At 68.4% G+C, this 15,786-nt stretch carries 17 protein-coding genes; 13 read left to right on the forward strand and 4 right to left on the reverse strand.

Annotated elements, in window-relative coordinates; all coding sequences use genetic code 11:
* Positions 1 to 3 precede the first annotated feature (3 nt).
* The 6 genes from leuC (at position 4) to ACFCYE_RS07225 (ending at position 6,379) form a co-directional block, all read left to right on the forward strand.
* Entirely contained in the window at positions 4 to 1,461 is a 1,458-nt protein-coding gene (leuC, locus tag ACFCYE_RS07200; RefSeq protein WP_376177562.1) for a 3-isopropylmalate dehydratase large subunit, read from the forward strand.
* A 2-nt stretch (positions 1,462 to 1,463) separates the two neighbouring features.
* Entirely contained in the window at positions 1,464 to 2,060 is a 597-nt protein-coding gene (gene leuD, locus ACFCYE_RS07205) for a 3-isopropylmalate dehydratase small subunit (protein ID WP_376177564.1), read from the forward strand.
* Positions 2,061 to 2,133: 73 nt separating this feature from the next.
* A complete protein-coding gene (murA, locus tag ACFCYE_RS07210) occupies positions 2,134 to 3,498 on the forward strand; it encodes a UDP-N-acetylglucosamine 1-carboxyvinyltransferase (RefSeq protein WP_376177565.1) in 1,365 nt (454 codons plus the stop codon).
* 5 nt (positions 3,499 to 3,503) lie between these two features.
* A complete protein-coding gene (locus tag ACFCYE_RS07215; protein WP_376178143.1) occupies positions 3,504 to 4,259 on the forward strand; it encodes a lysophospholipid acyltransferase family protein in 756 nt (251 codons plus the stop codon).
* Positions 4,249 to 5,385, forward strand: a complete 1,137-nt coding sequence (locus tag ACFCYE_RS07220) for an NAD(P)H-dependent glycerol-3-phosphate dehydrogenase (protein ID WP_376177566.1) — start codon at positions 4,249 to 4,251, stop codon at positions 5,383 to 5,385. The genes ACFCYE_RS07215 and ACFCYE_RS07220 overlap by 11 nt, the downstream gene beginning before the upstream one ends.
* Positions 5,291 to 6,379 carry a D-alanine--D-alanine ligase family protein gene (locus tag ACFCYE_RS07225; RefSeq protein ID WP_376177567.1) on the forward strand — a complete coding sequence of 363 codons (1,089 nt, stop codon included), beginning with the start codon at positions 5,291 to 5,293 and terminating at the stop codon, positions 6,377 to 6,379. Before ACFCYE_RS07220 ends, ACFCYE_RS07225 begins: the two co-directional genes overlap by 95 nt.
* A 6-nt stretch (positions 6,380 to 6,385) precedes the next feature.
* On the opposite strand, the gene ACFCYE_RS07230 is transcribed toward ACFCYE_RS07225, so the two are convergent.
* Positions 6,386 to 6,895 carry a DUF3515 family protein gene (locus ACFCYE_RS07230; RefSeq protein ID WP_376177569.1) on the reverse strand — a complete coding sequence of 170 codons (510 nt, stop codon included), beginning with the start codon at positions 6,893 to 6,895 and terminating at the stop codon, positions 6,386 to 6,388.
* A gap of 23 nt (positions 6,896 to 6,918) precedes the next feature.
* Between ACFCYE_RS07230 and thiL the strand changes: the two genes are divergently transcribed.
* Positions 6,919 to 7,914 carry a thiamine-phosphate kinase gene (gene thiL, locus ACFCYE_RS07235; protein WP_376177570.1) on the forward strand — a complete coding sequence of 332 codons (996 nt, stop codon included), beginning with the start codon at positions 6,919 to 6,921 and terminating at the stop codon, positions 7,912 to 7,914.
* Here thiL and rsmD read toward each other — a convergent pair.
* Positions 7,884 to 8,459, reverse strand: a complete 576-nt coding sequence (gene rsmD, locus ACFCYE_RS07240) for a 16S rRNA (guanine(966)-N(2))-methyltransferase RsmD (RefSeq protein WP_376177571.1) — start codon at positions 8,457 to 8,459, stop codon at positions 7,884 to 7,886. The genes thiL and rsmD overlap by 31 nt on opposite strands.
* Before the next feature lie 77 nt (positions 8,460 to 8,536).
* On the opposite strand from rsmD, the gene ACFCYE_RS07245 reads away from it, so the two are divergent.
* The 6 genes from ACFCYE_RS07245 (at position 8,537) to mutM (ending at position 13,604) form a co-directional block, all read left to right on the forward strand.
* Positions 8,537 to 10,708 (forward strand): ATP-dependent DNA helicase RecG, encoded by a 2,172-nt coding sequence (locus tag ACFCYE_RS07245; protein WP_376177573.1) that lies wholly within the window; start codon positions 8,537 to 8,539, stop codon positions 10,706 to 10,708.
* A 30-nt stretch (positions 10,709 to 10,738) separates the two neighbouring features.
* The gene (coaD, locus tag ACFCYE_RS07250; protein ID WP_376177574.1) at positions 10,739 to 11,236 is read left to right on the forward strand and encodes a pantetheine-phosphate adenylyltransferase; all 498 of its coding nucleotides are present in this window, start codon (positions 10,739 to 10,741) and stop codon (positions 11,234 to 11,236) included.
* Between the two features lie 83 nt (positions 11,237 to 11,319).
* Complete coding sequence (locus ACFCYE_RS07255; protein WP_376178144.1) at positions 11,320 to 11,817, forward strand: DUF177 domain-containing protein; 498 nt, start codon at positions 11,320 to 11,322, stop codon at positions 11,815 to 11,817.
* A gap of 2 nt (positions 11,818 to 11,819) precedes the next feature.
* On the forward strand, positions 11,820 to 12,029 hold the full coding sequence (rpmF, locus tag ACFCYE_RS07260) for a 50S ribosomal protein L32 (protein WP_042541694.1): 210 nt from the start codon (positions 11,820 to 11,822) through the stop codon (positions 12,027 to 12,029).
* A 17-nt stretch (positions 12,030 to 12,046) separates the two neighbouring features.
* Positions 12,047 to 12,739 carry a ribonuclease III gene (gene rnc, locus ACFCYE_RS07265; RefSeq protein ID WP_376177577.1) on the forward strand — a complete coding sequence of 231 codons (693 nt, stop codon included), beginning with the start codon at positions 12,047 to 12,049 and terminating at the stop codon, positions 12,737 to 12,739.
* Positions 12,732 to 13,604, forward strand: a complete 873-nt coding sequence (mutM, locus tag ACFCYE_RS07270) for a bifunctional DNA-formamidopyrimidine glycosylase/DNA-(apurinic or apyrimidinic site) lyase (protein ID WP_376177578.1) — start codon at positions 12,732 to 12,734, stop codon at positions 13,602 to 13,604. The genes rnc and mutM overlap by 8 nt, the downstream gene beginning before the upstream one ends.
* Before the next feature lie 84 nt (positions 13,605 to 13,688).
* On the opposite strand, the gene ACFCYE_RS07275 is transcribed toward mutM, so the two are convergent.
* Positions 13,689 to 15,008 carry a permease gene (locus tag ACFCYE_RS07275; protein ID WP_376177580.1) on the reverse strand — a complete coding sequence of 440 codons (1,320 nt, stop codon included), beginning with the start codon at positions 15,006 to 15,008 and terminating at the stop codon, positions 13,689 to 13,691.
* The gene (locus ACFCYE_RS07280; RefSeq protein ID WP_376177581.1) at positions 15,005 to 15,700 is read right to left on the reverse strand and encodes an ABC transporter ATP-binding protein; all 696 of its coding nucleotides are present in this window, start codon (positions 15,698 to 15,700) and stop codon (positions 15,005 to 15,007) included. The genes ACFCYE_RS07275 and ACFCYE_RS07280 overlap by 4 nt, the downstream gene beginning before the upstream one ends.
* Positions 15,701 to 15,786 lie beyond the last annotated feature (86 nt).

Genomic DNA, 15,786 nt, shown 5'->3' on the forward strand with positions numbered 1-15,786 from the left:
CGCATGACCATCGACGCATCAGACATTCCCGTCCGCCCGCGCACGCTCGCCGAGAAGGTCTGGGATGACCACCTCGTCGTCAAGGGCGAGAACGGCGAACCGGACCTCATCTACATCGACCTGCACCTGGTCCACGAGGTCACCAGCCCGCAGGCCTTCGACGGTCTGCGCACCGAGGGACGGCCGCTGCGCCGGCTCGACCTGACGATCGCGACCGAGGACCACAACACCCCGACGCTCGACATCGACAAGCCGATCGCCGACCTCACCAGCCGGACGCAGATCGAGACGCTGCGTCGCAACGCCGAGGAGTTCGGCGTCCGCATCCATTCCCTCGGTGACGCGGAGCAGGGCATCGTGCACGTCGTCGGTCCGCAGCTGGGCCTGACGATGCCCGGGATCACGGTCGTGTGCGGCGACTCGCACACCTCGACGCACGGCGCGTTCGGTGCCATGGCCTTCGGCATCGGCACCAGTGAGGTCGAGCACGTCATGGCGACGCAGACCCTGCCGCTCAAGCCCTTCAAGACCATGGCGATCACGGTCGAGGGCGAACTGAAGCCCGGGGTGAGCGCCAAGGACATCATCCTCGCCGTCATCGCCAAGATCGGCACCGGCGGCGGCCAGGGGTACGTTCTGGAATTCCGCGGCAGCGCGATCCGCGCCCTCTCCATGGAGGGGCGCATGACGATCTGCAACATGTCGATCGAGGCCGGCGCCCGTGCGGGCATGGTCGCGCCGGACGAGACGACGTTCGCGTACGTCAAGGACAAACCGCATGCGCCGCAGGGCCAGGACTGGGAGGAAGCCGTCGCCTACTGGCGCACGCTTCCCACCGACGAAGGCGCAGCCTTCGACGCCGAGGTATTCATCGACGCCAACGAACTCGAGCCTTTCGTCACCTGGGGCACGAACCCTGGTCAGGGCAGCTCCCTTTCGGCATCCGTTCCCGACCCGGCCGAGATCGTCGACCCGAACGAGCGCGCCGCCGCCGAGCGCGCTCTCGAGTACATGGCGCTCACCCCCGGCACCCCGCTCAAGGACGTCCCGGTGGATGCCGTGTTCATGGGGTCCTGCACCAACAGCCGCATCGAGGACCTGCGTGCCTTCGCGTCCATCGTGAAGGGGCGCAAGAAGGCCGAAGGCGTCCGTGTGATGGTCGTCCCCGGCTCCGCGCGCGTGCGGCTGGAGGCCGAGGCCGAAGGCCTCGACAAGATCTTCATCGACTTCGGCGCCGAATGGCGATTCGCGGGCTGCTCGATGTGCCTCGGCATGAACCCGGACCAGCTGGCACCGGGGGAGCGCTGCGCCTCGACCTCCAACCGCAACTTCGAAGGACGACAGGGCAAGGGCGGCCGGACGCACCTCGTCTCGCCGCTGGTCGCGGCGGCCACGGCCGTGCGCGGCACGCTTTCCAGCCCGAGCGATCTCGCACCCGCCGACGAGCTGATCGGAGCCTGACCATGGAGAAGTTCACCACACACACGGGCATCGCCGCTCCGCTGAAGCGCTCGAACGTCGACACCGACCAGATCATCCCCGCGGTGTTCCTCAAGCGCGTCACCAAGACCGGCTTCGACGACGCGCTTTTTCACGCATGGCGCCAGGACCCGGAGTTCGTGCTCAACCAGAAGCCGTTCCACGGGGCATCCGTGCTGGTGGCCGGTCCTGACTTCGGCACAGGATCCAGCCGTGAGCACGCGGTGTGGGCGCTGCGCGATTTCGGCTTCACCGTGGTGCTGAGCCCTCGGTTCGCGGACATCTTCCGCGGCAACTCGGGCAAGCAGGGCCTCCTCGCCGCGACCATCTCCGAGGAGGATCTGGAGAAGATCTGGACCCTGATCGATGAGGAGCCCGGCCGCTCCATCACGGTCGACCTCGAGGCGCGCACCGCCACGATCGGCGGCTTCCAGGCCACCATCGGCGTCGACGATTACACTAGATGGCGGCTCCTCGAAGGGCTCGATGACATCGGGCTCACACTGCGCAACGAAGACAAGATCGCGCAGTTCGAGGCCCGCCGCGAATCGTGGCGGCCACGGACACTACCCGTTCTCTGAACGGGACCGTGAGCCAGGGGCATCCGCCCCGACGGCACGTGCCGTGATCCGTGGAAATGAAGTGAGGCCCCGAATGACGACACCCCTGCGCGACGTACTCCAGGACGGCGTCCCCGCACTGAGCGGAGATGTCATCGCCATCCGCGGAGGACAACCGCTCCGGGGACGCGTCGATGTGAAGGGCGCGAAGAACCTCGCCACCAAGGCGATGGTCGCGACGCTGCTCGGCGAGACCGCCAGCACGCTGCGCGACGTGCCCGATCTCAGCGACGTCGCCGTCGTGCGCTCGCTGCTCGAGGTCCACGGCGTCCGCGTCGAAGAGGGCGACGAACCAGGCACGCTGATCTTCGACCCCAGCGGCGTCGAGACCGCGCACATGGAGGAGATCGACGCGCACGCCGGCGCCTCGCGGATTCCGATTCTCTTCTGCGGTCCGCTGCTTCACCGCCTCGGCCAGGCCTTCATCCCCGACCTCGGCGGTTGCCGCATCGGCGACCGTCCGATCGACTTCCACCTCGACGCGCTCCGCAAGTTCGGCGCCGTCGTCGAGAAGCTGCCCAGCGGCATCCGCCTGTCCGCGCCCCAGCGCCTGCACGGCGCGAGCATCCACCTGCCGTACCCGAGCGTCGGGGCGACCGAGCAGGTGCTGCTGACCGCCGTCCGGGCACAGGGCATCACGGAGCTTCGCAACGCGGCCATCGAGCCGGAGATCATGGATCTGATCGCCGTGCTGCAGAAGATGGGCGCGATCATCTCCTACGAGCCGAACCGCGTCATCCTCATCGAGGGCGTCGACACGCTGCGCGGGTACGACCACCGCTCGATCTTCGACCGCAACGAGGCCGCGTCCTGGGCATCCGCTGCGCTGGCGACCGACGGCGAGATCTTCGTCGGCGGTGCGAAGCAGCAGGAGATGCTGACGTTCCTCAACGTGTTCCGCAAGGCAGGTGGCTGGTTCGACATCCAGGAGGACGGCATCCTGTTCCGCCGCGGCGGAGACCTCCAGCCGGTCATCGTCGAGACGGACGTGCACCCCGGGTTCATGACGGACTGGCAGCAGCCGCTCATCGTCGCGCTCACGCAGGCCGAGGGCCGCTCCATCGTGCACGAGACGGTCTACGAGAACCGCTTCGGCTTCACTCAGGCGCTGGTGAAGATGGGCGCCGACATCGTCGTGCACCCGCACGGTCTGCAGAACGGACCGCGTCGCGTCCCGCGCCGCGAGCTCGAGCAGGCTGCCGTCATCACGGGGCCGACGCCGCTGCACGGCGCCGACATCGTCGTGCCCGACCTCCGAGGCGGCTACAGCCACGTGATCGCCGCGCTCACCGCCCAGGGGCAGTCGCAGGTCTCCGGAGTGGACATCCTCAGCCGCGGCTACGAGAAGTTCCTGGACAAGCTCGACGCCCTCGGCGCCGACTTCGACGTCGTCCGGTGAGCACCATGGGCTCCCGGTCACCCGAGAAGTCCCGCCCGAGCGTCTGGTGGCTGCTCGCCGCCGTCGTCCTTCCGTTCATGTCCTACCTGACGAAGATGACCTTCGTCGGGAAGGAGAAGCTGCCGCGGGACGGTGCGTTCGTGCTCGCGCCGAACCACTACTCGGAGTTCGACCCTCTCGTCGTCGCCGTCGCCGTGTGGAAGATCGGTCGCGCGCCGCGCTTCATGGCGAAGGAGAGCCTGTTCCGGGTCCCGGTCGTCGGTGCCGCGCTGCGCGCCACCGGCATGATCCCGGTCGCCAGGACCGCATCTGGCGCCGCGGCGAAGCAGACGATGGCGCAGGCGAAGGATCTCGTCGAACACGGTCGCGGGGTCATCGTGTACCCCGAAGGAACTCTGACGCGCGACCCCGATCTGTGGCCGATGCGCGGCAAGTCCGGCGCTGTGCGCCTGGCGCTGGCCGGTGACATCCCGCTCATCCCGATGGCCCAGTGGGGTACTCAGGAGATCATGGGGCGGTACCAGAAGGGCCTGAAGCTCTGGCCGCCCCGCAAACCGGTCCAGGTCATCATCGGTGACCCGATCGACCTGTCGGATCTCAAGGGCCGGTCCGGCGACACCGCGGCGCTGAACGAGGCCACGACGCGGCTCATGGACGCGATCACCGCTCTCCTCGAGCAGGTCAGGAGCGAGAAGGCGCCGGCGCAGCGCTGGAATCCGACCGATCACGGGCAGAAGGAGACCGGTCGCCTTGACTCCTAGACGAACCACCGCCGACACCGGCCCCCGGGTCGTCGTCGTCGGCGCCGGAAGCTGGGGAACCACCTTCGGGAAGATCCTCGCCGACGGCGGCGCCAGGGTCACGATGTGGGCTCGCCGGCCCGAACTCGCTCACGAGATCGCCGAGGCGAAGCGCAATTCGCGCTATCTGCCCGGGATCAATCTGCCGCGAACGCTCGACGCGACGCATGACCTGGCCAGGGCACTCGACGGCGCCGATCAGATCTACCTCTCGGTGCCGAGCCAGACGCTCCGCGAGAACCTGAAGACGCTCCGGCCGCTGATCGAGTCGAGTTCCGCTCCGATCGTCAGTCTCATGAAAGGTGTCGAGCGCGGCACCGGCCAGCGGATGAGTCAGGTGATCGAGCACGAGCTCGAATGCGACCCCGCTCGCATCGCCGTCGCGTCCGGCCCGAACCTGGCACTGGAGATCGCTCGAGAGCAGCCGACGGCGGCCGTGATCTCCTCTGTCAGCCAGGAGACCGCCGAGACCGTCGCGCGCGCCGCGCGCAACACGTACTTCCGCACCTTCGTGAACACCGACGTCATCGGCACGGAGTTCGGCGGCGTGCTCAAGAACCTGATCGCGGTCGCGATCGGCATCGTGGACGGTGTGGGGTACGGCGAGAACACGAAAGCGTCGATCATCACGCGGGGCCTGGTCGAGATGACCGACTTCGCCGTCGCCTACGGCGCGCAACCCGAGACGCTGCAGGGTCTCGCCGGCCTCGGCGATCTGATCGCGACGTGCCAGTCGCCACTGAGCCGCAACAACACCGCCGGGCGACTGCTGGGGCAGGGCTATGGATTCCAGGACGTGGTCGCGCAGATGCAGCAGACCGCGGAGGGGCTGGCGTCCGTGGCGCCCATCCTGCAGCTCGCGCACGAGGCCGATGTGGAGATGCCCATCGTGCAGCAGGTGAAGATGGTGCTGGACGGCACCATGAACCCGCGCGACATCGCGCCGCACCTGACCACCGACGACGACACCCCGCAGGGGGAGAGGACCAATCATGGCAAAGCAGACGGTGGTGGTGCTCTTCGGCGGGCGTTCCAGCGAGCACTCGATCAGCTCCGCGACGGCGGGCGGGGTCCTGCGCGCGATTGACCGCGACAGCTATGACGTGATCCCGGTCGGGATCACGCGCGAGGGCGCCTTCGTCCTCGAGGCCGACGATCCGGACAAGTTCGCGCTCGATGCGGAGAAACTCCCGGAAGTCGTCGACAACGGCAGTCGGGTGCGGTGGCCGGAGCCCGACGGCGACCGCACGCTGCGCGTCGTGCACGCCGATGGAGACGTGGCCGAGCTGGGCGAGATCGATGTGGTGCTGCCCCTGCTGCACGGACTGCACGGCGAGGACGGCGCCATCCAGGGCTTCTTCGACGTGATCGATGTGCCGTACGCGGGCTGCGGCATCCTCGATTCCGCGATCTGCCTCGACAAGCACTTCACCAAGCTGGCGCTCACCGCCGCGGGCATCCCCGTCTCCCCGGGGATCACGGTCCGCAGTGCGCAGTGGGCCGCCGACCCCGACACTGTTCGCGCACAGGTCGCCGCGTTGGGACCGGTCGTCTTCGTCAAGCCGGCCAGCGCCGGATCGAGCGTCGGCGTCTCTCGGGTCGACGACGGCTCAGGGCTGGATGCCGCCCTGAGCGTCGCCTTCGCCGAGGACGACAAGGTGCTCGTGGAGTCCCGTGTCGAAGGCCGCGAGATCGAGGTCGGTGTCCTGGCCGGGAGGCAGGGAGCTCGTCCGAGGGCCTCGCTGCCCGGCGAGGTCGTGCTCACCTCGCGCAGCTTCTACGACTTCGAGGGCAAATACCTCGGCGGCGACGGGGTCGAGATCGTCTGCCCCGCAGACGTCGACGACGCGTTGATCGCACAGCTGCAGGATGCCGCCGTGCGGGCCTTCGAAGCTGTGGACGGGAAGGGCCTCGCCCGCGTGGACTTCTTCGTGACGTCGGCGGGCGAGCTCGTCGTGAACGAGCTGAACACGATGCCCGGGTTCACGCCGATCTCGATGTTCCCGAAGTGCTGGATCGCCTCAGGGCTCAGCTACACCGAGCTGATCACGGAGCTGATCGAGGCGGGACTGTCCGACTGAGGAGCGTCAGTTCCCGGCATCCGGGTCGTAGTCCTGCGGAAGCTCGTCGGGAGACGTGCAGTTGCCGTCTGCGGGGATCGAGGTGATCGCGCCGACGATGCCGCGGTTGCTGATCACGTCGTTCGAGCTGACCACTCCGGTGTCGATGTACATCTGGACGGCCGGCTCGCGCCCGTAGGTCGTCAGGCGCACGTACGGGGTCTCGGAGGCGTCGACGAGCCAGTCGACGCCTTCGAGCGTGACGCACTGCAGTTCAGCGGTCGGCGCCGGCTTGTCCAGGCCGCAGGTCAGCAGGATCGCCGAACTCTCCTCGCCCCACGCGGCGGTCGCCTGCGCATCCGTCCAACGCCGGTCCTGTCCGGCGAGCGTGCTCGTGTTCTGCAGGCTGACGACGACATCGGCGCACAGCGGGTTGTTCGCGTCGGCGGCGGGCTCCATGTGGACCGTGGTCGAGCATCCACCGAGGAGTGCCGTTCCGAGCAGCAGAACAGCGGAGACGGCGAGACGGGAACGCATGCTTCCAGGCTACCTTTGACAGCATGCCCTCCCGTTCAGCCGACGATGATCCCCGCCTGTCCGACCTCTCCGAGGGGCAGATCCTGCGGGCGATCCTGACGCGGACACCGCCGGCGAGTCATACGATCCTCGGTCCCGGCGACGACGCGGCCGTGGTCGCCGCGCCGAGCGGCTCCGTCGTCGTGACCACCGACACGCTCGTGCACGGCCCCGATTTCCGTCTTGCGTGGTCCAGCGGCTACGACCTCGGATGGAAGGCCGCCGCGGTCAACCTGGCGGATATCGCAGCGATGGGAGCGCGTCCGACGGCGCTGCTGGTGGCGCTGGCGGTGCCGCGCGAGATGCGGTTGTCGTTCGTCGAGCGTCTCGCGGACGGTTTCCGTGAGGCGTGCGACGCGCTGTCTCCCGGCTGCGCTGTCGTGGGAGGAGACCTGACCACCTCGGATGTGCTCACGATCGCCGTGACAGCGCTCGGAGACCTGGAGGGCCACGCCGCTGTCACGCGCTCCGGTGCACGGCCCGGCGACGTGGTCGCCGTGGCCGGAGAACTGGGTCACGCGGCACACGGGCTCGCAGTGCTGTTCGGCCGCTTCCGGGACGGCGAGACTCCTGTGCCCGTCGACCGCTCACGGCTCGCTGCAGGAGAGACGGATGCTGTCGCGGCGCAACTGCGCCCCCGCCCGCCGATCGGGCTCGGCCCGGTGGCGGCCACGGCGGGTGCGACGGCCATGATGGACGTCTCCGACGGTCTCGCTCTGGATGCCGGACGCATGGCGGATGCCTCGGGGGTCACGCTCGACCTGCACAGCGATCGGCTCGGCCCCGATCCGGTGCGCGCGCTGGCAGGCGGAGAGGACCATGCTCTGCTCGCGACGTTCCCGCCCGATCGGCTCGCGCCCGGTTTCCGCGTGATCGGCGTCGTGCGCGAACGCGGGCAGGACGGTCTGGTGTGCGACGGGGCGCCCGTCGATGTCGCCGGATGGGATCCTTATCGCGACTGGGATTCCGCGGCCGGCTGAGCCCACCACAGGGTGGTGTCGCCGTATGTCCGGGTGCGGACCTCCTCGAGACCCGCGGCGTCGAGGGCGGGCGGCGTGGAGCGCCTGGCGCGTTCGATGACGACGAGCGCGTCCGCCGACAGCAGGGGAGCGAGTGCCGTCAGATCGGCGGTCATGGCCGCGTCGTCGATGTCGTACGGCGGGTCGGAGAACACGAGATCGAACGGACCGGCAGCGCGCATTAGGTAGGCATGCACGCCGAGATGATGCACCCGCGACGGTCGCTCTGTCACGCGCGAGACCGCTTGGGCGTTGCGGCGGATAACCCCGGCCGCCCCCTTCGAGAGCTCGACCAGATCGACGGATGCCGCCCCGCGACTGAGTGCTTCCAGACCGAGCGCACCCGAGCCGGCGTAGAGATCGAGCACGCGTGCGCCCTCGATCGCGTCCGAGGACTCCAGCGCCCCGAACAGCGACTCGCGTACACGGTCGCTGGTGGGCCTGGTGCCGCTGGCCGGGACGGTGAGTCGCGTGCCGCCGGCTTCTCCCGCGATGATCCTGGTCACCCGTTCACCCTATGACACCGCCGTCGTGCGGCTGCGGCGTGGTGCTGACGTCCCCGGCCCCTTCTAGACTCGATGCCATGTCCTTGAGTCTCGACGCGCCGCTGACTCTGGCGCTCGGCGACAAGGCGGCGAAGCCGCTGGAACGCGCATTCGGCATGGTGACGGTGGGCGATCTCGTCTCGCATTACCCTCGACGGTACGCGGATCCGGGTGAGCTCACGCCGATTCTCGATCTCCCGCCCGGCGAGATGGTCACGATCGTCGCGCAGATCGTCTCATCCAGTGTGCGCGTCATGCGCAATCGGTCCGGCGCGATGGTCGAGGTGACCATCAGCGACGGGGTCGGGCAGGTGAACCTGACGTTCTTCGCGAAGAACAAGCAGCAGGCGGATTGGCGCAAAGGTCAGCTGGAGCCGGGGCGCCGGGGGATCTTCTCCGGCAAGGTCGGCTTCTATCGCGAGACGATGCAGCTCGCGCATCCCGACTACGAGCTGTTCGACGACGAGCTCGAGGCTCGCAAGCGTGCGGACATCCGCTCGACCAGGCCCATCCCGATCTACCCGGCGACGGCGACCGTGGCCAGCATGACGCTGCAGAAGCACATGGAGCGCGTGCTACCCGAACTCACGGACATCCCCGATCCGCTGACGGCGGACGTCCGCGCAGCGGAGGGGCTCCTCGACGCGCGAACGGCCCTCGTGCAGGTGCACCGTCCGGAGACCCGCAACGACATCGACCCGGCCGTGCGGACGCTGCGGATGCACGAGGCCATCGTGCTGCAGACCGCGTTGCTGCAGCAGCGCGCGTTCGTACGGATGCTCAGCGCCACCCGCCGACCCGCCGGAACCGGCGGCCTGCTGGAGCGATTCGACGCTGCGCTCCCTTACGAACTCACCGCGGACCAGCACACGGTCGGCGATCAGGTCGCGAAGGATCTCATCGGCGACTGGCCGATGAACCGCCTCGTGCAGGGCGAGGTCGGCTCGGGCAAGACGCTCGTGGCGCTGCGCGCCATGCTGCAGGTCGCAGAATCCGGCGGACAGGCAGCACTGATCGCCCCCACGGAAGTGCTCGCCGGGCAGCATCTGCGCTCGATCACCAAGATGCTGGGGCCCGAGCTGGCGCCGCTGGTCATGCCGACCCTGCTGACCGGGCAGATGTCAGCGCCGGCACGGCGCAAAGCGGCGCTGCGGGTCGCCAGCGGCCAGGCGCTGATCGTGGTGGGCACGCACGCGCTGCTGGGGGAGAAGACCACGTTCGCCGATCTCGGCCTCGTCGTCGTCGATGAGCAGCACCGCTTCGGTGTCGAGCAGCGCGAGGCACTGCGTGCCAAGGGTTCCAGCCCGCACGCGCTGGTCCTGACGGCGACGCCGATCCCGCGCACGGTCGCGATGACGGTCTTCGGAGATCTGGACACCTCGATCATCCGCACGATGCCCGCAGGGCGCGCGGGGATCGAGACCTTCGTGGCGCCGCTCGCCGAGCATCCGGGATGGTTCGCGCGGGTGTTCGAACGCGCGGCGGAGGAGGTCGCTCAGGGGCGTCAGGTCTTCGTCGTGTGCGCGGCCATCGACACGGCAGCCAAGACCGCAGAGGTCGGCGATCAGCCGCTGGCGCCCGAGGGCGCGGCCGGACCGCGCTGGGGCGTGGTCCAGTTGGATGAGGCGCTCGCGACGCACCCGAGGATCTCGGCACTGCGTCGCGCGGTTCTGCATGGGCGCATGCCGGCGGACGAGAAGGATGCCGTGATGCAGGCATTCGCCCGCGGTGAGATCGACGTTCTGATCGCGACGACCGTGATCGAGGTCGGCGTCGATGTGCCTAATGCGTCGACCATGATCATTCTCGACGCCGATCGTTTCGGCGTCTCCCAGCTGCACCAGCTCCGCGGACGCGTCGGTCGCGGCGGCGTTCCAGGGCTGTGTCTGCTCGTGACGGAAGCCGAAGAGGGCACTCTCGCGCGTGACAGGGTCGAGGCGGTCGCGGCGACGCTGGACGGCTTCGCTCTGGCCGAGGTCGATCTCGAGTTGCGCGGTGAGGGCGATGTTCTCGGGTCGACGCAGTCCGGCATCCGGTCGTCGTTGAAACTGCTGCGTGTGGTGAAGGACACCGCCCTGATCGCTCGGGCTCGCCGGCTCGCCGAAGACATTCTCGACGCCGACCCGCTGCTGGACCGTCATCCGGGGTTGCACGCGGCGATCGCACGTCGTGTGAGCGCCGAGGATCGTGCCGCTCTCGCGAAGAACTGACCCCGTCCCGTGGTGGCCTAGGCTGGAAGCATGAGCAGCCGGATCGCTGTCGTCCCGGGTTCCTTCGACCCGCCGACCCTGGGTCATCTCGATGTCATCCGTCGCGCGGCGAAGCTGTACGACGAACTCCATGTGCTCGTGGTGCACAACCCGGGCAAGGAGGCGATGCTGCCGATCGCTCAGCGAGTGAGTCTGCTCGAGCAGTCGATCGCCGACGAAGGCATGTCCGGGGACATCGTCGTCGGCGCCTGGAGCATGGGACTGCTCGTGGACTACGCGCGCGATGTGGGTGCTGGAGTGCTCGTCAAGGGCATCCGATCGCAGATCGATGTCGCCTACGAGACCCCCATGGCGATCGTGAACCGGCACCTCGCTGACATCGAGACGGTCTTCCTGCTGCCCGACCCCTCTCATGCTCTCGTCTCGAGTTCACTGGTGCGTCAGGTGGCCGGCCTCGGCGGTGATGTGTCGCCATTCGTACCGCGCGTGGTCGCCGAGTTCCTCGACACCGGAGCGCGCGGCATCTGAGCCGTTAGACTCGAAGAGTGAAATCCCGACTGAACGGACCCTTTGTGCTGCCCGTCCGCGACATCGTCCGACACCCGGGGGAGATGCGCGAGCATGCCTTCATGGTGCCGCTGCGCGAGCAGTGGGGTGAGGGGATCGTGTCGCTCCAGGCCGGTTCCGACCTCGAGCTGGACGTGCGTCTGGAGTCGGTTCACGAGGGCATCCTCGTGTCCGGAACGGCGGACGGAACGTACGTCGGCGTGTGCGGCCGATGCCTCACAGACATCTCTGCGCCTGTCGAAGTCGAGTTCCAGGAGCTTTTCGCGTATCCTGGTGAGGAAGAAACTGACTACGAGGTTCAAGACGACCACGTGGATCTTGAAACTCTGGTCAGGGATGCGGCGGTTCTGTCGCTTCCATTTCAGCCGGTGTGTCAGCCGGATTGCCCGGGTCTTGACCCGATCACGGGTGAGCGACTGGCCGAGAGCACCGGGGCAGAGACTGCCGCTCCCATCGATCCTCGATGGAGTGCGCTCCAACAGATCGCAGACCAGGGGAGTGCGGAAGACACCCGCGCGCCCGAGAATACAGAAGAGAGTTAGCCATGGCCGGTAACCCCCCGAAGCGCAAGGTTTCCCGTTCCAACACCCGCTCGCGTCGCGCGCAGTGGAAGGCGGCGCCCATCGCGCTCGTCAAGACCGTTGAGAACGGTAAGACCGTCTACAGCCGCCCGCACCAGGCGAAGGTCGTCACCGACTCGCAGGGCACCGAGCTGTTCCTCGAGTACAAGGGCCGCAAGGTCGCAGACGTCTGAATCACGGTCTCACGATCGTGACGGATGTCCCCGGTGGGACAGCGCCTCTCATCGCCAAGCTCAGGGTCGGTATCGACCCTGAGCTTCTGGCGTTGGCGCTGACCCACCGTTCCTACGCGTACGAGCACGGCGGCATCCCGCACAACGAGCGCCTGGAGTTCCTGGGCGACTCCGTGCTCGGTCAGGCTGTCACGGTGATGCTGTTCACCACGCACCCGGATCTGGACGAGGGGCAGCTGGCGAAGCGGCGCGCGAGCGTCGTCTCGACCGTCGCTCTGGCCGAAGTCGCGCGCGGCATCGGGCTGGGCGAGTTCATCCTGCTCGGTCGCGGGGAAGAGCAGACCGGCGGGCGCGACAAGGACTCCATCCTCGCGGACACGACCGAGGCAGTCATCGGCGCCACGTATCTGTCCGCAGGACCGGACGCAGCGACGGATCTCGTTCTGCGGCTCATCGAGCCGTTGCTGGCGGACCCTGAGCGCTACGGCGCCGCGATGGATCCGAAGACGAGCCTGCAGGAGCTCGCCGCTCGCGTCGGCTCGCCGCCGCCGCTGTACTCGGTGCAGTCGGACGGTCCCGATCACGACCGTCGCTTCACGGCGACCGTCGTCGTCGGCGATGTGACGACCACCGGTGACGGGACGAGCAAGAAGACCGCCGAGATGGCTGCTGCGCTGACCGCGTGGCGGGTGCTCAGCGACCGTGCCTGAGCTTCCTGAAGTCGAGGTCGTCCGTGCCGGCCTCGCGCCGGCCGTGATCGGCGCGACCGTCAGTTCGGTCGTCGTCTTCGACGAACGGGCGCTCACGCGGCATCCCGCCGGCGCCGCCGATTTCGCCGGCCTTCTCGAAGGCGCCGAGATCGCCGGAGCCGAACGCCGTGGCAAATTCCTCTGGATGCCGTTGGTCGGTGCCGATCGCGCCCTGACGGCGCACCTCGGCATGAGCGGACAGATGCTGCTGCGCGCGCCAGATGCTCCGGCCGAGCGGCACGAGCGGATCCGCCTCGGCATCCATCACCCGCAGCATGGAGAAGTGGCGGTCGTGTTCGCGGACCAGCGGACGTTCGGCTCACTCGCGGTCGACGCGCTCGTTCCCGACGGCGACGATCTCGTTCCGAGCCAGGTCCGTCACATCGCACGGGACGCGATCGATCCGGCGTTCGACGATGCCTTCTTCATCGCCGCGGTGCGCCGCCGGTCGAGCGCGATCAAGCGGATCCTGTTGGACCAGACGCTGATCAGCGGTATCGGCAACATCTACGCCGATGAGTCGCTGTGGGCTGCGCGAGTCCACCCGGAGACCGAGGGGCGCGCGCTGTCCGTCCCGTCGGTGCGTCGCCTGCTCGGCGAGGTGAGGATCGTTCTCGAGAAGGCTCTCGCCGAGGGCGGCACGAGCTTCGACGCGCAGTACGTGAACGTCAACGGGCAGGCGGGCTACTTCGCCCACTCGCTGAACGCGTATGGACGCGGCGGGAAGCCCTGTCCTCGGTGCGGCGGCGACATCCGCCGGGAGGCGTTCATGAACCGGTCCAGTCACTACTGCCCACGGTGCCAGCGCCGGCGTGCCGCGATCTGACCGCTCTACTCCACCGCGACCCCACGGGCGCTCAGCACCGACCGACCGAGCGGATCCATCGGGGACGGAGCGGAAGAAGTTCGCTCATGCCTCGACGAAGCTCCGTTCCAGAACCGGACGCGTCACACGGGTGCTCGCCCACACCAGGGTAATCCCGACGGCGATGACGACCGCGATCGTGGCGAGTGACAGCGGCGCGACGATCAGAGCGATCCCGATCAGGGGGAAGATCAGCACGGCCGCGCACAGCGCAGATCCGAGTGTCGTCAGCAGCAGGGGAGACATCACAGCACGCCGACGCGCGGTGTCGAGCGTCTGTACCGGCATCCCGAGTCGGTGCAGGCTCCGATGGAGGTCTCGTTGGTCGAGGATCTCGGCGGCCTGATTGACGCCGACGGATGCCGCGACCATGAGGAACGATCCGATGAGTGTGATGATCAACCCGGTGCGGATGTCGACGACCAGGGCGAGGTCCGCGGGATTCGACGAGGCGCTCATGGTGTCCATGACGGCGACACCGCTGCCGGCGAACACGGCCATGAAGCTCGCCATCGCGATGCCGCTGACCTGACGCCACGCCGTCTTGGGCGATTCGAGCACGAGCCGAGCAGACAGCAGCCGGTCGGCGCTCTCCGCCCGCCGCAGCTGTCGCCGAGCCTGCACCGCGACCGCCCACGGCCCGATCAGGTTCAGTACTGCCAGCCCCACAGCGAACAGTCCGGCCACCACGACGATCGTCACGAGGATTCCGCCGAGGCCAGGGAAGATCTGCATGGCGACGAATGCCGCGGCCACGATGAGCACGCCACCGACCGCACGCATCCAGTGCGCTTTGGGGACGTCCGTGCGCATCCGTACGCCGAGAGGCGAGATGACCACGCGACGAAGTCCGACGACGGCGCTGATCGCGGCGAGCAGCAGCACGCCGAGGACGACCAGGGCGATGGTGCCGGCAGGCAGCAGGACGCCGGTCCAGCCGAGCGGCTCGCCGCGGAACGGGATGAGCCCGATCGCGGGGGAGAGAGCCAGGTAGCCGAGGACGCCGGCCGCGGCGCCGACCGCGGCCAGCATGACGGATTCGATGACCGTTGCGACGGTGACCCCGGTCGGGGACACACCGAGCAGCCTCAGCGTCGACAAGCGCTCGTCGCGTCGTCGCGCGGACAGGCGAGCGGCCGCGCCGCCGAGACCCGCGAGCGGGACGACGAGCAGTACGAGCGCGATCGCCGCGAGTGCTTGATAGACGACGCCGTCCGGGTCCGTCCAGGTCCAGAAGGTCTGCGCGCCGCCGGTGACAGTGAGCACCAGCGCCGTGACGATGCCGAACGCGACGACGGGCAGCGCGATGACCGCCCCCGCTCGAGGTGCAGGGCGAAGCAGCAGGGCGAGCACGCGCGGGTTCATGCCGCCACCTCCGTCGGGATGATCCGACCGTCGCGTACGTGCACGACGCGCGAGCACCGCTGCGCGACGGACGAATCGTGGGTCACGACGACGAGGGTTCGCCCCTGACCCGTGGTGGACCACAGCAGAGCGTCCATGACTTCGGAGGACGTCTGCGAGTCCAGTGCTCCCGTCGGCTCATCGGCGAAGACGACCTCGGCGCCCGTGACCTGCGCCCGCGCGATCGCCACGCGTTGCGCCTGTCCACCGGACAGCTCACCGATACGGCGCTGCTCCATGCCTGCCAGGCCCAGAGCGGCCAGCCAGCCGGCGGCGTGCTCCTCGGCCGGGCGCCTGGGCGTGCCGTTGATCATGAGGGCGAGCGCGACGTTCTCGATCGCCGTGAGCTCGGGGATCAGCAGTCCCTGCTGGAAGACGAACCCGAACGACTCACGGCGCAGGCGCGAGCGCTCGGATTCTCCGAGGCCGGTCACCTCCAGTGCGATTCCGGATGCGGTAGTGAAAGTGACGCGTCCCGCATCGGGAGCGGTGATCCCGGCGAGTACGTGCAGCAGCGTCGTCTTGCCCGAACCGGACGCACCCATGATCGCGACGGATTCGCCACGGGCGACCATGAGATCGACGCCGGCGAGAGCGCGCGTGGCGCCGAAGGTCTTCTGCAGGGCTTGAGCGGTGAGGACAGGAGCATTCATACCTTCAGCCTCGTCGCACGCGACGCTCGGCACATCGGTCCCGCGATGCAGTTCCGACTGTGCGGATCATCCCGAAGGATGATCCG

It is taken from the genome of Microbacterium sp. NPDC056234, assembly GCF_042267585.1.
Taxonomy (GTDB): domain Bacteria; phylum Actinomycetota; class Actinomycetes; order Actinomycetales; family Microbacteriaceae; genus Microbacterium.